The sequence below is a fragment of the Serratia sp. Res13-Sevr-LER1-36-b genome (assembly GCF_015673035.1).
Classification (GTDB): Bacteria; Pseudomonadota; Gammaproteobacteria; order Enterobacterales; family Enterobacteriaceae; genus Chania; species Chania fonticola_C.
Genome location: NZ_JADACK010000005.1, coordinates 596462 through 611994, shown reverse-complemented (window position 1 = coordinate 611994; position 15533 = coordinate 596462). Strand labels below are relative to the sequence as shown.

General features: G+C 51.3%; 13 protein-coding genes. 7 read left to right on the top strand and 6 right to left on the bottom strand.

Annotated elements, in window-relative coordinates; all coding sequences use genetic code 11:
* Positions 1 to 30 precede the first annotated feature (30 nt).
* Positions 31 to 1449 (bottom strand): glutamine synthetase family protein, encoded by a 1419-nt coding sequence (locus IMQ33_RS03875; RefSeq protein WP_098931396.1) that lies wholly within the window; start codon positions 1447 to 1449, stop codon positions 31 to 33.
* 236 nt (positions 1450 to 1685) lie between these two features.
* Here IMQ33_RS03875 and puuD point away from each other — a divergent pair, with 236 nt between their 5' ends.
* The 5 genes from puuD to IMQ33_RS03850 all read left to right on the top strand — a co-directional run bounded on the left by puuD (position 1686) and on the right by IMQ33_RS03850 (position 6791).
* Entirely contained in the window at positions 1686 to 2447 is a 762-nt protein-coding gene (gene puuD, locus IMQ33_RS03870; protein WP_021178244.1) for a gamma-glutamyl-gamma-aminobutyrate hydrolase, read from the top strand.
* Positions 2444 to 3001, top strand: a complete 558-nt coding sequence (puuR, locus tag IMQ33_RS03865) for an HTH-type transcriptional regulator PuuR (RefSeq protein ID WP_021178245.1) — start codon at positions 2444 to 2446, stop codon at positions 2999 to 3001. The genes puuD and puuR overlap by 4 nt, the downstream gene beginning before the upstream one ends.
* A 15-nt stretch (positions 3002 to 3016) precedes the next feature.
* Positions 3017 to 4513, top strand: a complete 1497-nt coding sequence (puuC, locus tag IMQ33_RS03860; protein ID WP_196062959.1) for an aldehyde dehydrogenase PuuC — start codon at positions 3017 to 3019, stop codon at positions 4511 to 4513.
* A gap of 10 nt (positions 4514 to 4523) precedes the next feature.
* Entirely contained in the window at positions 4524 to 5804 is a 1281-nt protein-coding gene (locus tag IMQ33_RS03855; RefSeq protein ID WP_196062963.1) for an FAD-binding oxidoreductase, read from the top strand.
* A gap of 339 nt (positions 5805 to 6143) precedes the next feature.
* The gene (locus IMQ33_RS03850) at positions 6144 to 6791 is read left to right on the top strand and encodes a winged helix-turn-helix domain-containing protein (protein WP_098931402.1); all 648 of its coding nucleotides are present in this window, start codon (positions 6144 to 6146) and stop codon (positions 6789 to 6791) included.
* A 57-nt stretch (positions 6792 to 6848) separates the two neighbouring features.
* On the opposite strand, the gene IMQ33_RS03845 is transcribed toward IMQ33_RS03850, so the two are convergent.
* Positions 6849 to 7478 (bottom strand): LysE family translocator, encoded by a 630-nt coding sequence (locus IMQ33_RS03845; RefSeq protein ID WP_021804652.1) that lies wholly within the window; start codon positions 7476 to 7478, stop codon positions 6849 to 6851.
* Positions 7479 to 8016: 538 nt separating this feature from the next.
* Here IMQ33_RS03845 and IMQ33_RS03840 point away from each other — a divergent pair.
* Positions 8017 to 8178 carry a YnfU family zinc-binding protein gene (locus tag IMQ33_RS03840; RefSeq protein WP_021178250.1) on the top strand — a complete coding sequence of 54 codons (162 nt, stop codon included), beginning with the start codon at positions 8017 to 8019 and terminating at the stop codon, positions 8176 to 8178.
* A 195-nt stretch (positions 8179 to 8373) separates the two neighbouring features.
* On the opposite strand, the gene tolA is transcribed toward IMQ33_RS03840, so the two are convergent.
* Positions 8374 to 8757 carry a cell envelope integrity protein TolA gene (gene tolA / locus IMQ33_RS03835; RefSeq protein ID WP_196062960.1) on the bottom strand — a complete coding sequence of 128 codons (384 nt, stop codon included), beginning with the start codon at positions 8755 to 8757 and terminating at the stop codon, positions 8374 to 8376.
* Between the two features lie 910 nt (positions 8758 to 9667).
* Here tolA and IMQ33_RS03830 point away from each other — a divergent pair.
* On the top strand, positions 9668 to 10828 hold the full coding sequence (locus tag IMQ33_RS03830; RefSeq protein ID WP_196062961.1) for a serine hydrolase: 1161 nt from the start codon (positions 9668 to 9670) through the stop codon (positions 10826 to 10828).
* Positions 10829 to 11369: 541 nt separating this feature from the next.
* On the opposite strand, the gene IMQ33_RS03825 is transcribed toward IMQ33_RS03830, so the two are convergent.
* From IMQ33_RS03825 to IMQ33_RS03815, 3 genes are all read right to left on the bottom strand, one after another.
* Positions 11370 to 13949 carry a fimbria/pilus outer membrane usher protein gene (locus IMQ33_RS03825; RefSeq protein WP_196062962.1) on the bottom strand — a complete coding sequence of 860 codons (2580 nt, stop codon included), beginning with the start codon at positions 13947 to 13949 and terminating at the stop codon, positions 11370 to 11372.
* Between the two features lie 76 nt (positions 13950 to 14025).
* Complete coding sequence (locus IMQ33_RS03820) at positions 14026 to 14730, bottom strand: fimbria/pilus periplasmic chaperone (RefSeq protein ID WP_065685955.1); 705 nt, start codon at positions 14728 to 14730, stop codon at positions 14026 to 14028.
* Between the two features lie 59 nt (positions 14731 to 14789).
* Positions 14790 to 15335 carry a fimbrial protein gene (locus tag IMQ33_RS03815; RefSeq protein ID WP_065685954.1) on the bottom strand — a complete coding sequence of 182 codons (546 nt, stop codon included), beginning with the start codon at positions 15333 to 15335 and terminating at the stop codon, positions 14790 to 14792.
* Positions 15336 to 15533: the final 198 nt, after the last annotated feature.

Sequence of the window (15533 nt, the reverse complement as noted above, 5' to 3'; positions counted from 1 at the left end):
CCGGCGCGCGGTAGGATCGGGCTGAGGACGTCAGGCGTTTTTCAGCATCCACTCGATTTCGGTTTCGGTGATCAGCCGCTCAAACTGCTCCAGCTCATCGGTCTTACAGGCCAGATAGACGTGGCTGAAACGTTCGCCCAGCAGCGCATTGAGCACCGGCTGGTGTTCGAACTCATACAGCGCATCGCTCTGACGGATCGGGAACGGTAGCCCCTCTTGCTCCAGCCCGTTGCCGGTGACTGGCTCAAGCAGCGGTAACTGAGTGTCGAGGCCGTAGACAATCCCGGCCAGAATGGTTGCCATCACCAGATAAGGGTTGGCATCGGCCCCCGCCACGCGATACTCCACGCGGTGGTTGTCGCGATCGCCACAGGGAATACGTAACGCTACGGTGCGGTTGTTATGGCCCCAGGATGCCTGGGTGGGAACGTACATCCCCGCCTGGAAGCGGCGGTAGGCGTTGACGTTGGGTGCCAGCAGCGCCATAGAGGCAGGCATCAAGGCGATCATGCCAGCCAGCGCCTGCTTCAACAGCGTGGAGTCTTCACCATCCGCATCGGCAAAGACGTTGTTACCTTGCTTGTCCAGCATGCTGATATGCACATGCATACCGCTGCCCGCATGTTCCTCGTAAGGCTTGGCCATAAAGGTTGCATGCATATGGTGCTTCTCTGCCACCATGCGTATCAGCCGCTTTAACGCCAGGGCATGGTCACAGGCCTGCAACACATCATTGGTGTGATGCAAGTTAACCTCAAACTGGCCCGGTGACGCTTCCGCTACCGCACCGTCGGCCGGCAGCCCTTGCAAGCGGGCCAGTTCGTCGATTTCGCTCAGCACGTCGGCAAAGTGGTTAAGGTTGTCTACCGAATAGACCTGGCTCTGGGTGTTACGCTCCTGGGTGCCGGGGGCACATGGGGGCTGTAGATAACCTTCCGGATCGCGCTGGCGATCGATGAGATAGAACTCCAACTCTACCGCTACTACGGGGAATAACCCGCGCTGACGCAAACGCTGCCACACTCGGTTCAGCACATTGCGCGGTTCAACGTCAAAGGGAGTACCATCTTCATCCAGCATGGTGAGCAGTACCTGGCCCAGATATTGCGGATCGGCCGCCGATGGCGTCAGGGTTCCGGCTACCGGCACACAAATATGGTCCGGCTCACCCATTTCCTGCCCCAAACCTGCCTCTTCCACCACGTTGCCAAGAATATCCATCGCGAACACCGAGGCTGGGAAGTAACAGCCCTTCTCCAGTTTACCCAGCCCGCTTACCGGGATGCGCTTGCCGCGGAAGCTGCCGTTGAGATCGGTCAGCAATACGTCGATATGCTGGGTTAACGGATAACGTTCCAGATACTTCTTCACTTCGCGCTGGAACGTGCTACTTCGCCTTTCTTCATTGTGTTGCACAAAGTTTTCGACTTCTACGATGTTGGTTTGCATGTTTCACCTGCCGTTGTGTTTGGTCTGTGGTTCTCACACTTACTGGCTTCGATGTTTTGACCATCTTGCTCAATATAATGTCCACCAATGAAACATAGATGCAACAAAAATGTTTTGCAAGTGTTAATTTTGGTTTGAATATTGGCCATTCGACTGCTAGATTTAGTGAATATTGAACAAAAAAGGCGATTAAACGGCTTATCGGTCATAATTTCGAACAACCTGTAGGGGATAGCATGGGCAATATATTTAACAGACCAATCGTCGGCGTCGTGATGTGCAGGTATAGGTTAAACCAGCACCTCACCCAGACCTTGCAAGAAAAGTACCTAAATGCGGTGTTAGCTGCCGGAGGATTACCGATCGCCCTGCCGCACGCGCTGGCAGAGCCGGAAATGCTGGCAGAGTTGCTGCCCCATCTCGACGGCATCCTGCTGCCGGGCAGCCCCAGTAATGTGCAGCCGCACCTTTATGGTGAAAACGGCGATGAGCCTGACGCCGATCCTGGGCGCGATGAATTGAGCCTGGCGCTGATCGGCCAGGCACTGAGCAGGCGCATCCCCCTTTTCGCCATTTGCCGCGGTATGCAAGAGCTGGTGGTCGCGACTCAAGGTACGCTACACCGTCGTTTATATGAACAACCCGAGCTGCTCGAGCACCGTGAAGATCACGATCTGCCGCTGGAACAGCAATATGCCCCTGCTCATGAAGTCACCGTGCAAGACGGAGGATTGCTGGCGCAGCTGCTGCCGGATTGCCACCGATTCTGGGTGAATTCCCTGCACGGCCAAGGAGCCAAAACCCTTGGCCCAAGCGTGCGTGTTGAAGCCTATGCCGCCGACGGCCTGGTAGAAGCCCTCAGCATTCGCGATCAGCCCTTTGCCTTAGGGGTGCAGTGGCACCCTGAATGGAACAGCGATGAATATGCCCTGTCCCGCCTGCTGTTTGAGGGATTTATTAACGCCTGCCAGCACTACCAAAAGGAAAAACGCCTATGAGCGACGTCAGCTTGGCACCGGGGAAACGCTTATCACAGATCCGCCAGCAGTTAGGGCTATCACAGCGCCGGGTAGCCGAACTGTCTGGCTTGACGCACAGCGCCATCAGTACCATTGAGCAGGACAAGGTCAGCCCGGCCATCAGTACGCTGCAAAAGCTGCTGACAGTGTATGGGCTGTCGCTATCGGCTTTCTTTACCGAACCGGAACAGCCGCATGAGCCGCAGATCGTGATCGACCATGACCATCTGATCGAAATCGGCAGCCAGGGAGTTTCGATGAAGCTGATCCACAACGGTGACCCTAACCGCACCCTGGCAATGATGATCGAAACCTACGATCCGGGCACCACCACCGGTGAACGGCTCAAACATCAGGGGGAAGAGATTGGCACCCTGCTGGAAGGCGAAGTGATGCTGCAGGTCAACGGGCAAAGCTTTCACCTACGGGCAGGCCAGAGCTACGCCATCAACACCGCGATCCCCCATAGTTTCAGCAACACCTCGGCGCGCATTTGCCGAATTATCAGCGCACATACGCCGACGACATTCTGATTAACGGAGCAAGGTATGGACTTCCACCACCTGGAATATTGGCAACAACGGGCACAGGCCCTGAAGATTGAAAACCGGTTGTTTATCAATGGCCGCTACCTCCCGGCAGCCGAAGGGGAAACCTTTAGCGTTCAGGATCCTGCCGGGGTTCGTGAACTGGTACAAATGGCCCGTGGCAGCCACATTGATATCGATTTGGCCATCAAGGCGGCGCGCGAGGTGTTTGAACGCGGCGACTGGTCGCAAGCCTCCCCTGCCAAACGCAAGGCAACATTGTTCAAACTCGCTAACCTGATGGAAGAGCACAGCGAGCAATTAGCGTTGTTGGAAACGTTAGATACCGGCAAACCCATCCGCCATAGCCTGCGCGACGATATTCCAGGGGCGATCCGCTGTATCCGCTGGTATGCCGAAGCCATCGACAAGGTTTATGGCGAAATTGCCCCAACCGGCCATGATGCGCTCGCCCTGATCCAGCGGGAGCCAATCGGCGTGGTGGGTGCCATCGTGCCGTGGAACTTTCCGCTGCTGTTAGCCTGCTGGAAGTTAGGCCCGGCGCTGGCGGCCGGGAACAGCGTAGTGCTGAAACCCTCGGAAAAATCACCGCTTACGGCGGTTTATCTTGGCGCTTTGGCACAGCAGGCAGGATTACCGGATGGCGTCCTGAACATTATTCCTGGTTTCGGCCACGATGCGGGCAAGGCGTTGGCACTGCATAACGACGTGGATGCTCTCGCCTTTACCGGCTCTACCCAGGTAGCCAAGCAGTTGATGAAGTACGCCGGTGAATCCAACATGAAGCGCGTGTGGCTGGAGGCCGGTGGCAAGAGTGCCAACATTATCTTCGCCGACTGCCCGGACCTGGATAAGGCGGCGCAGGGAGCGGCGGCCGGGATCTTCTATAATCAGGGCCAGGTGTGCATTGCCGGTACGCGGCTGCTGGTAGAGGAAAGTATTCAGCAGACCTTTTTACAGGCATTGCAACGCCATGCAGCGGCCTTCGCACCGGGCAACCCGCTCGATCCGCAAACGCTCATGGGTACGCTGATCGACCAACAACACTGTGAAAAAGTCACCAGCTATATCGAACAGGGTTTGAGCCAGGGAGCCTCGCTGTTCCTTGATGGACGTGCCCATCCGCAAGGCGATCATCACGGCTATCTCGGCCCCACCATTCTCACTCAGGTGGATAACGCGATGCACGTCGCACGGGACGAGATTTTTGGCCCTGTCTTGGCCGTCACGACCTTCAACGGTGAGCAACAGGCACTCACATTGGCCAACGACAGCGAATACGGGCTTGGCGCGGCCGTCTGGACCCGCGATTTGTCACGGGCACACCGCATGGCCCGCCAGTTGAAAGCAGGCACCGTGTTCGTCAACAACTATAACGATGGCGATATGACCGTACCGTTCGGCGGCTACAAGCAAAGCGGTAACGGCCGTGATAAGTCGCTGCATGCGCTGGATAAATTTACCGAACTGAAAACCACCTGGATTTCACTGGAATAAGGATTTGATGATGACTGAACACGTAAAAAGCTACTATGCGGCAACGGCCAATGACCATCAGCCTTATCCGCAGTTGAATGAATCGATCGACTGTGACGTCTGTATCGTGGGGGGCGGCTATACCGGCCTGTCATCGGCGCTGTTTCTGGTTGAAGCCGGTTATAACGTGGTAGTGCTGGAGTCTGCCCGCATCGGTTTTGGTGCCAGCGGCCGCAACGGTGGCCAACTGGTCAACTCCTACAGCCGCGACATCGACGTGATCGAAAGCCGTTACGGTGCAGAAAGCGCCAAGCTGCTTGGTAGCATGATGTTTGAAGGCGCAGAGATTATCCGCAGCCGTATCAAGCGCTATGCCATTGACTGTGACTATCGCCCCGGCGGGATCTTCGCCGCGCTGAACAATAAGCAATACCACGCGCTGATCGAACAAAAGCAGCACTGGGAGCGTTACGGCAATACGCAACTTGAACTGCTGGATGCCGACCGTATCCGCCAGGAGGTCAGCAGTGATCGTTACGTTGGCGCGTTACTCGATCACAGCGGCGGCCATATCCATCCACTCAACCTGGCGTTGGGCGAGGCCGAGGCCATTCGCCTGCAAGGAGGACGGATCTTCGAACAGTCCGCAGTCACCAATATCCGTCACGGAGAGCCAGCGTTGGTCAGCACCGCCAGCGGCCAAGTCACCGCTCGTTACGTGATCGTAGCCGGAAATGCCTATCTGGGCGATAAACTGGAGCCAAGGCTGGCCAAACGCAGTATGCCGTGCGGGACTCAAGTGGTCACCACCGAGCCCTTGGCTCCAGAAGTGGCAGCCTCACTGATCCCACAAAACTATTGCGTGGAAGATTGCAATTACCTGCTGGATTATTACCGTTTAACCGGCGATAACCGGCTGCTGTACGGCGGTGGCGTGGTCTATGGTGCCCGCGATCCGGATGATATCGATAACCTGATCCGCCCTAAGCTGCTGAAAACTTTCCCGCAGTTGAAAGGCGTACGCATTGATTACCGCTGGACCGGCAATTTCTTGCTGACGCTATCGCGCATGCCGCAGTTTGGCCGGTTGGAAAACAATGTCTACTACATGCAAGGCTACAGCGGGCACGGCGTGACCTGTACTCATCTGGCAGGCAAGCTGATAGCAGAGCTGATGCGTGGCGATGCAGAGCGTTTTGACGCCTTTGCCAAACTGCCACATCTGCCGTTCTTTGGTGGCCGTAACCTGCAAATCCCCTTCACCGCCATAGGCGCTGCCTACTACACCCTGCGCGATCGAATTGGGGTTTAATTCAACGCCACCTCAGCACAAATCTGCTACTTAAGTTGATACATTTTTCTAACTAGGCTGATTCTTACAGGTCGGACTAGTTAGATCCTTTGTTTAGCAAAATTATCAGTAAGTTAGCGATCTTAATTTTTATTAAATAGCGTTTAATATTTTACATGGCATTTACTTAATATTAATAACTACCGTAATGAATTAGAGCGGATTTTAAACTGAAATTTGCTGATTACACTATATTTTATATTGTTTCTTTCTTGCTCTACCGCCAAAAAAACAATATTATGAGACTTAGGATTAACGTTAATTAAGTTAATTATACTGTCTGACATGGAGTGAATCAGCATGACAAAGCCCCAATATCTCATCGAAGGAGATGTCCTTTTCTGCCCGAATAGCGTCGGTTTTTATCATCAGGAACTTCAAGAAGAAATCGTCACCATTTCCTCATCTGCAGCTCGACTTTTCTCCTTTCTTATTAAAAATAAAGGAGAAATTGTTGAGAGAGAAGTGCTTCTGCAAAGAGTGTGGGATGATTACGGTCTACAGGCCAGCAATAATAATCTCAACCAATGCCTGAGCACGCTACGACGGATCATCAAGAGTATGGGCATTGATAAAAACATCATAGAAACCATACCAAAAGTAGGGTTAAGAATAGCCAATGACGTCGCCATTGAAGAGATCGCAATTAATCAGGGTGAAGCTGAATTGCCCTGTAAAAAGAAAAAGAATTTTCTGAGCAAAGTTAAAATCACTTACGTTTTAATTGCGCTGGTGATTATATTAACGGTGACTACCGTGGTGCATATATTTCACATCTATCAGCACTACTACCAATCAGATGCGAACTATACCGCTATGAGGTGGAACAATGCGGCCTGCGAGTTATCTGCAGATCCGTCAGTTGGTAATATGCCTAAGCTTTCCTCTTTTGCTAACACAGGCAGTCACCTATTAAAAAGGGAGCTGGTTAGCTCCCTGAAACTGTAGTCATTTTCGCCAAGTAGCGGCGCAGCATGCTGCGCCCGCTGATTCAACCGACAGGCTCTAGCTCACATCGCTACGCCGATAAAGCGCAACGCCTACGGCCAACACGCCAAGCATGCCGGCACAGCTACGGTTTACCCAGCGCATTACGTTCGCCGAGAATTTACGCATCGCATGGCGGCCGCCGTAGGCATAGATTGTCATCATCACGCAGTCGATCATTGCGCTGACCAAAGCCAGGATCAGGTATTGCATGGCGATCGGCTTTTCTGGCTGAATAAACTGCGGCAGAAAGGCCGAGAAAAACAGCAGGCCTTTAGGGTTGGACAAACCAACCATCAGGGAGCGCAGGAATGCCGTTTTCCCGGTCGCCGCGGCGGCGCTAGCGTTTACCGCCAAAGCCTTTACCGGTGCCCGCCACAGCACCCAAGCCAGGTAGACCAGATATAACGCACCGCCCCACTTCACTACGGCAAACAACTGCTCAGAGGCCTGCAACAACGCCCCTAGTCCGCAACCGACAGCGCCGATCAGCAACAGATCGGCCAATACCGCCCCCAGGAAACCGTAACTGGCAATACGCATACCGTGGATTGCACCATTGTTTAGCGCCAACAGCATGGAAGGGCCAGGCGTCACCATCACCGCACTGACGGCAATCACGTAAAGCAAAAGCGTAGTTAACTCCATCAACAACTCCGGATAAATGTAAAACTCTCTGCGCCGCTGCATCGCAATACGACAACATCGCTATGGGTGGGGAATATAGGGGATCAGCCCAATGTGATTCAAGTCACATTCTGTTTGGGAGGGGGTAATGGAGCAAGAAATCACCCCAAAAGGCATCAATTCAACAAAAAACAACCAACATGCGGACTTATTGCTCACAAATAACGAACAAATTCACAAAACGTATGAATAAGGCCAAATGCATACAAATTAATTAACTATAATGTTGCAATAATGCAGCAATTTATTGATGAACTCTCGTCTCAAAAAACATATAGTAATAGCAGATTAGTTATCAACGATTTCCCTGGTGTTGTTGTGTTTGCCCCTCATTTTTTGCGGGGCTTTTTTCTTCCCCTCCGCCCCTTCTCCCCACTTGTTACTCCCTTTTTAGCGCGCAGCTAGCTACGTCTCTACCAGTGGTTTACCAATCTATGTGGAGCTATCATCGAGCGATAAAGGTACACTGAACTCCTCCTACCTCTACCCGGTGAAAAAGATGTCTTTCTTTGATGCTTTTAAGCTATTCGGTGACGCCCCCGTTGATGTCACCTGCCCTGAATGCGCAAAAAGTTCGCCGCAAAATCGCAGCAAGGTGAAAAAAAACGTCACGCTGATCTGCCCCCACTGTGGACATTATTTCCGTAAACGCGAAGATTGAGAGTGCCAGGAACGAACTGCGTCGGCTGAGATAGACGAGAGTGGCTACGAAAAAACCGCTTAGGTGGACATGGCAAACACGGCCATTATCCCCATGAGCAACGATTGGGTAATGCCTGCCCTCTTCATTGAAGAATTTACCCCGGAATTTCACTCCAGGCTGACCCCATGACTATCGACTCCCAGTCTCTGACGCTCAAACAGGTTGGAAGCTAAGCACTGTTTGTTTGAATTGCTGGTAGGTTTCGTCGTCATATGGCGCGGGGATGTCAGCATTTTTGATCGCTTTTATCGCAGCTTCACACAGCGGAGGATAGCCGTTGCCCTGCAGGTCATATACCTTCCCGTCTTTAGACATCTTGATGTTGATGTCACAGGTTTTACCGCGATAGTCATCCTCGATAAAAAGCTTCCGTTGAATGGCTGTCTGAACCTCACGAGCGTACATGAGCGGTTTATCAACGAGCGGTGCCACTTCCGTTGGCCTTAGCTCGATGGTTTTGTTATTGGTGCTCTTGTGGGGGCTACAGGCCGAGGCAAACAACATGCTGAGTAGACAAACAGAGGCAAGTTTTTTCATGTCTAAATTCCTTTTTAATGTTTGCATTAAATGTAGCAAAAAGGATCTTTCACGATAACAACCGAAGTTGATTTCTGTGCTGGCTACATTGCAATGAATATTGGTAGACACAAGGGATTCAAAGACTACTGATAAACCCTCCCCGGCCTCAAACGTAGGGGCGCTGCATGCTGCGCCCGCTTTTTATCAATAGGTTAGCTAGTTTCGAACAGTTTGTACCGTTAAAAAACCAGCGACATTGTCATTTTGTCGCCAATCACAAGGGATTTAAAATCCCTTGTTTTCTGAGCTGCCTGCACGGCAGTGAACTGTTCCATCCTATCTCTAATTATCTGTTAATTAAACAATAATCTTTATAATCACTGATAAACCCTTTTTTGTGACCGTCACCATCCCATCTGTAAAATCAATAAGTTATGAACCTCCCACAAAATTAGGGTCCAGCCAGAGACAGCGACCTGAAGCCGTATCAGAGGGGGGGTGAAGCGATCGGGTATTTATCAATACAGACGCTGGCTTGCACCTCAAGTGTATGCCCACCTTATCCTTCGCATCTGTATCCTTGGCGGCGAACTTACGGGCAAAACTACCGCCTGTGCTGGGGTAGAGATGATTAGAATTTGAAACCATTGAGCAGATTGTCTCACGGCCACAGGGACCCACCATATTCATAAATTTTACAGAATTAAAGTAAAACGAAAACCGGTTAAGACACCGGCCTTGCGTGAATAAAATTATTTATTATCAATTGAATACCAAAAAAAAGCAGAGTAAATTTTTTGATGCCCGCATCAAAATAGAACAAAAAACAATCAATAAATATAACTATGTCTATACTGTTTGAAGTGCGCACACATTCACTACATGAATACCCCCCTATGTCTTCCCTTACCTTAGATAAGGTTATGCTATGACGACTTACTACGCACCGACACAACAGCAACTTAATGATATCGTTAATAGTTTCACACAATACACGCAAGCCCCTTCAGGGGTTGCCATTGCCATCGGCTGGTCACTCACCGGCGACGAACCCGCGGAGGATATTTTTCTCGCGATCAAAGGCACGTTACGTACCGGTGACGACAATGAAATCACTCCCTCCAATCACATACTATTTAAATTAGCCTCCACCAGTAAATTATTCACCGCGACGGCGTTTGCCTATGCTTGCCAAGATGAGAATAGCCCTATACGGACTGACAGCCTACTTGGGCAATTCATTCAATTTACCGGCCCGATGGGAAATACGTTAAACAACCTGTCGCTAAAAAGCCTGGCAAACTATACCAGCGGCCTTCCTGCGGATAATGTCTCGTCTCCCCCAGGTCTTCTCCCACCACTCAGCCCCGACACACCGTATTGTGTAAAGGAAATGATTAGCTTTTTAAATAAGACAGAATTTAACGTCGAGCCGGAAAACACCATTTATCAATACTCTAATCTAGGGTTTTCATTACTTGCCGTAGCAATTTCACGCGCCTACGGCACTAACGGTTTTAATATCTGGGTTCGCGACCACCTTTTTCAAAATGACACACTACAGATGCATGACTCTCGTTACTGTCCCATTCCTGAAGAACCGTGGCCAGAAAGCTTCCCTCAAGGTTATAACCTGGACCAATCCAACAACCAATATATCCCCATTACATCGCTCTACAACAGCAAATTTGGTGCTTATTATGGCGGTGGAGGGGTAATGTCTTCCCCCCATGATATGCTGACATGGCTTAACTATAACCTTGGTAAACTGCCTGAAGATCCCAGCATTCCTACCGGCCCTTTGTTATCCATGTTACAAAACCCCTCAACGGAGGTACGTACCAATAATCAAGGCTATCTCGGTCTAGGTTGGTTTATATCACCTGATAAAAGTATTCTGTCAAAAAATGGGGAGTTGCCCGGCACCAATACTGCCATAAGAATTGCCGCAAGCAGCGATGCAGGTACCAACCAGGCACCAGCGGGGGTTTTCGTCCTGATTAACATGTTAGAAGTAAACTCGACATCAACCGATCTGGCCACGCAAATTGCCATAAAAGTGCTGGCGGCCATGGAAACTCCAAGCTGAGTATTGCGCTATAGGTTAATTGCGTTTTTACTCCGAGCTCAATGTTGCAATAATGCTGTTTTAATATTAATCCGCTATGCAATACAGCATTAATATCAGCTACCAGCAGGAAATATTAAGTAAAATGTTATCACTATCATGACCTGGTCACAGGACGGTGACCAGGTCATCATACCACCAAAATTCTCATCCCTGATTTGCCCCCACTCGATATAAAACGATAATACTACCGCATCTCACAGGCCAGACTAGCTAAGATAGGATCAATCATGCTACACAGTGTGTAGCATGATTGATCCTAGTAAGCTCCCCACGCCCGCCATTAAGTAAACCAACAACATCACAGCCACCATGTTCATTTAACGCTAGGATTGCACTACCAGAATCATGTCTAGAGGGACACTACGAGTATCAGGGATAGATACAGGTTCGCGGGATGAAAAAAGCTCGTTTTTTATACCACCGTGCGGAAGAGTTTCAGTGGAGAAAAGGAGATGGGAGCCGTAGCTCCCGTCAGATTGATAACTAAGAGTGCTGTTCTCTATTGGCAAACTGAATCGAAGACCTGGATCGCCGAAACAGGACTGTTTTTTGCCTGCGGCATCAGCATATACCCCACGGTACATTGCATTTCACTACCGGCGCCCCACTTCACAACCAGTTCTCCTTTGTCTTCCGCTACACGAGCATACATTTGCCCACCTTGCCCCACAGAACCCACACTGTTGCCTTTGCTATCAAAGATATCGGCGCCGAACGGTACCGGTTCCCCCTGATAGGTCGCATTCACCAGAATTGCCGTCCCCTGCTTGGTGTTGTATTTCAATTTCACCACCGCCCCGGAATACGGCGCAACTTTCTGACTGGTGTTATCCAACTCAACGTCCGCCGCGGTGCCTTTCGGATCAATACTGATTTCGTTCATCTGGTAGGGATTCAGGTAAGGCACCATCGCATAGCCGCGGGAGTTAACGTTCACCCCTGGATACGAAGACACGCTAGCCCCTTCTGCTCCCTTGGCCTCTACCAGGGCAAAGGTGTCTGAGGTGTAGGGAGTGAAGGTAATTCCTCCTGCGTGGGCGATCACCGTCCCTGTCATACCGGCAGAGCCGCTCTGGTAGCCTTTCCCGGTGCTGTAGGTTCCACTCAGTGCGCTGACCCGGCTGCGATAGTTACCATTCACCGACCCGCTGGTCCCCATCCCCTGGTTGGCGTTCATCGCGGTTATGCCATAACTGAACTGATTCTCCACACCGGAGGTACCGGATACCGTGGCCTGCTGGCCATAACGCCCACTGCTGTCATGAGACAGGTCCATTCGCAGCTGTGGCGTGTGGAGTTCGTCATTCCGGCCCAGTGGCAGGCTGAAGCTTAGCAGGTAGTTGGTTTGCATCTGCCCGATGCTTGAGTGACTGCGGTTGGCACTGATGCCGTAGGACAGGCTCTTATAGCGGTTGTTATACCCCACCTGATACTGTATGTCGCTGCCATCCTGATTCCAATAATCCTGCACTGAGCTACTGACATACAGTTGCCCCCAGTTATCCGGCAAGCCTTGCCCTGCGGTCAGCGTCAGGCGGTTTTTGACACGTGATATGGAGTCCAGAAAATTCCCCTGCTCCGCCGCATCACGGGTTTGCGCGGCGGTCAGAAAATCCAGGTAGTTTTGGGAAGAAGAGCGATGGTATACCGCCGAAAGGTTGCTGTTGGTTTCGCTGATAAGTTTGCTGTAGCTCAGTTGGTAACGCTGCCCGCTTAGGGTGCCGCCTGGCTGGTTCCGCCCATTGGCATCGGTGCTATCCCCCAGTTTCGTGCCTGCCTGCGTAACGTCAAAGGCCAGTGCCCCGATCGGGATCCCCAATGCCGCCCCTACCTGCACTGCATAGTAGTCCTGGCTGATTTGCAGCCCACCATAGCCGGTAATGGCATTGGTCAGGCCATATTGATAGGTACTCTGGAATAAAGTCGGTTCATCACGCAGGTTTTCGCTACGCAATTGACCGGCAGTGACGGAATAGCGCGATGACCCCGGGCGCAACAGTTGTGCCACCGAAGCATAAGGTACACTGAAGGTCTGTTCGGTGCCGTCGGACTCACGTACTGTAACCACAAGATCGCCACCGTAGCCGGTCGGATAAAGGTCATTAATCAGGAACTCCCCCGGCGTCACCGTGGTTTCATACAATACTTGGCCCCCCTGGGTCACGGTCACCCGGGCATTGGTGCGGGCGATCCCCCGGATCTCCGGCGCATAGCCACGCAGGGATTCCGGTAACATCCGCTCGTCGCTGGCCAGTTGGGCCCCGGTAAATGGCAAGGTATCAAACAATTGCCCGGTAGTATTCGATTCCCCCAGCAACATACGCCCTTTCAGTAGCGGGATGTCGCGCTGTAAATAGGTATTGATACTGCTGTATTGGCTGGGCCCGTCACTCATCTGGTTATAGGAGCCGTTGTGGCGCAAATACCAAGCCCCCACGTTCAGCCCAGCATTCACCCCGGCGAACAGCGAGTTAAAGGTGTTGCCGTGCGATTCGCTGGTGTAGCCATTAACGTTGTAACCAAAGAGGAACGCCGGGATACCACTGTCCCATAATTCTGGGCTCACGGTGCCCCGGGCAATATTGAGCATGTAAATCTGTGGGATAATGATATCCAGGCGTTGTTCATTACTGTCGAAATTCACCTGGGCTTCGGGAAGCTTATTTTGCAGATCCATGCATAGGGCACCGCTAGACTGCTGTTTCAAAAAATCGGCGGGTAGTTTTTCGTAGTTGAACGCAATATTTTTAATAATGTCGCTGGTCAGGCAGGGATAGACCGATTTATCGGCCCGAGACTTGAATTCAATATCGGTATTGCTGATCAGTTGATCGTTGACATACAGCGCGGTTTTGTAAATTCCGGGCAACCCGGAGGCGCCTTCGGCGAAACGGCTGAGATCGACCGACTGTACGTCATCAACATTCAAAAAAGACGAGTCGAACTCCAGGCTCTTGGCACTGGTTTGCGGTGCATTTTCAGTTGCCGCATTGACGCCTCCCGCCACAAAAATCGATAGCGCCGCTACCGCCAAAGAGACGAACGGCACACGAATAGCGTAGCGCAAAAATTTTGACATCCCGCCCCCTCAAGAGCTTGATACCGGGTCAATCACTAAGACTTCAATATAAAAAATAGTGATAGATATTATTACGTTACTTTATTACAGCATCGAAGGCGTTGACCGCACCATAGTCATTAACAACGCTTCCACTGATTTTGTTGCCCCCATTGCCAGCCAGATTCAACACCATGCTTGAGCGCGGTGCCACCATGGCGTTGTCGAGTTTTTTGCCGTTGACTGACAGGTTCACAAAATTGACATAAAACGGCGTGGGATTGGTTGCCTGTACTTTGCCGCCTTGCGTATTCCAGGTAACGGTTTTATATGCATCATTGGCATTGCCTTGCAGGCCCGCCGGGCGATAGAACAGCTTGATCCGGGTACGGAAAGCCATTTGCAGACGGTTTTCGTTCGTTTTAGCTTCGCTCTTGGCCGGAACTTCCAGCACATTCAGCCAGAACACTGATTCCTTATCCATTGGCAAGCTTCCGCCGGCATAGCTGATACGCAGTGTCTGGCCTTTACCCTGCTCCACCCGGTTCATCGGTGGAGTCAGTACAAAAGGAACTTTGATAGCCGCAGGTTTGGCGTTGGGATCACCATTATCTATCCAGCTCTGCAGCAGTACCGGCGAGGGGCCGACATTATTGATTTTGACGCTGACTTCTTTGGCGTCCGACGGATAAATCACCCGTGTGCCGCTGAGTACCACGCTGGCGAGGCTGCTGCTGCTGAATAGGGCAATCGCTGCAAAAGTGCCAACCTGACGCGCAATATTGAGAGGAAAAAGTTTCATAAAAAACCCCTGACCCAACGGAAGATAAGAAGGGGGACGACTCCCCCTTCGAAAACTGCTTATTGATACTGAATAGAATAGACTACATTGCTGATCACAGTGCCAGCAGTAGTGGCTCCTTCGGCATAATAACGCACTGCATAAGGCAGGGTAGCGCTACCGCTGGTAACATCTTGATAAGTGGTGTTGGTCACCTGGTTCGCGTTACCGGCCTCGATCACTGCCCGAGACGAGCTGGACGCGTCCAGCAGTTGCAGACTGACGTTGGAAGCCGTGCCAGTCAGGTTTTTCAGACGCCCGGTCACGGAATCTACCGAAGCACCCGCTTCAAAGAAGGCTGAGGCGGTCTGCAGTGTGCCTGAACAGTTGTTCAGTGCCATCACGAAACCTGTTTCACCTGCGGTTTGGGTCGCGCCATTCAACTGGCTGGTGCCGACGGTTGGCAGCACGACAGTGGCGTCTGCCGTCTGACCATCGACTACGACATCACAGGTGTTGGCGGTCAGTTCACCGTTGAAGGTGATGGTACCGGTAGAAGCGGCCTGAGCCAGACCCACAGAACCAAATACTGCAACCAGGGAAGCTACGATTGTTAAGTTTTTCATGTTTATTCCTATTTACCTTGCGTCATTAAACTATTAGGTTACCCACGGAGGGTAGATATCTTTGTGCAGTACATAACTCTATAAATATGGCGAGTATATGTCGGCAATAACACAGCATTTAAAATGCAGGGCAATAACTGGCGTTATCAAATTAAATGAAGACAAACTACATTCACAAGATATCAATGAACGGCAGCT

Bases quoted from the DNA above. Each gene is read 5' to 3' on its own strand.
- IMQ33_RS03830 (WP_196062961.1), top strand. From the start codon at position 9,668: ATGACGACTTACTACGCACCGACACAACAGCAACTTAATGATATCGTT.
- IMQ33_RS03820 (WP_065685955.1), bottom strand. From the start codon at position 14,730: ATGAAACTTTTTCCTCTCAATATTGCGCGTCAGGTTGGCACTTTTGCA.
- puuR (WP_021178245.1), top strand. From the start codon at position 2,444: ATGAGCGACGTCAGCTTGGCACCGGGGAAACGCTTATCACAGATCCGC.
- IMQ33_RS03845 (WP_021804652.1), bottom strand. From the start codon at position 7,478: ATGGAGTTAACTACGCTTTTGCTTTACGTGATTGCCGTCAGTGCGGTG.
- IMQ33_RS03855 (WP_196062963.1), top strand. From the start codon at position 4,524: ATGACTGAACACGTAAAAAGCTACTATGCGGCAACGGCCAATGACCAT.
- puuC (WP_196062959.1), top strand. From the start codon at position 3,017: ATGGACTTCCACCACCTGGAATATTGGCAACAACGGGCACAGGCCCTG.
- puuD (WP_021178244.1), top strand. From the start codon at position 1,686: ATGGGCAATATATTTAACAGACCAATCGTCGGCGTCGTGATGTGCAGG.
- IMQ33_RS03815 (WP_065685954.1), bottom strand. From the start codon at position 15,335: ATGAAAAACTTAACAATCGTAGCTTCCCTGGTTGCAGTATTTGGTTCT.
- IMQ33_RS03840 (WP_021178250.1), top strand. From the start codon at position 8,017: ATGTCTTTCTTTGATGCTTTTAAGCTATTCGGTGACGCCCCCGTTGAT.
- tolA (WP_196062960.1), bottom strand. From the start codon at position 8,757: ATGAAAAAACTTGCCTCTGTTTGTCTACTCAGCATGTTGTTTGCCTCG.
- IMQ33_RS03825 (WP_196062962.1), bottom strand. From the start codon at position 13,949: ATGTCAAAATTTTTGCGCTACGCTATTCGTGTGCCGTTCGTCTCTTTG.
- IMQ33_RS03875 (WP_098931396.1), bottom strand. From the start codon at position 1,449: ATGCAAACCAACATCGTAGAAGTCGAAAACTTTGTGCAACACAATGAA.
- IMQ33_RS03850 (WP_098931402.1), top strand. From the start codon at position 6,144: ATGACAAAGCCCCAATATCTCATCGAAGGAGATGTCCTTTTCTGCCCG.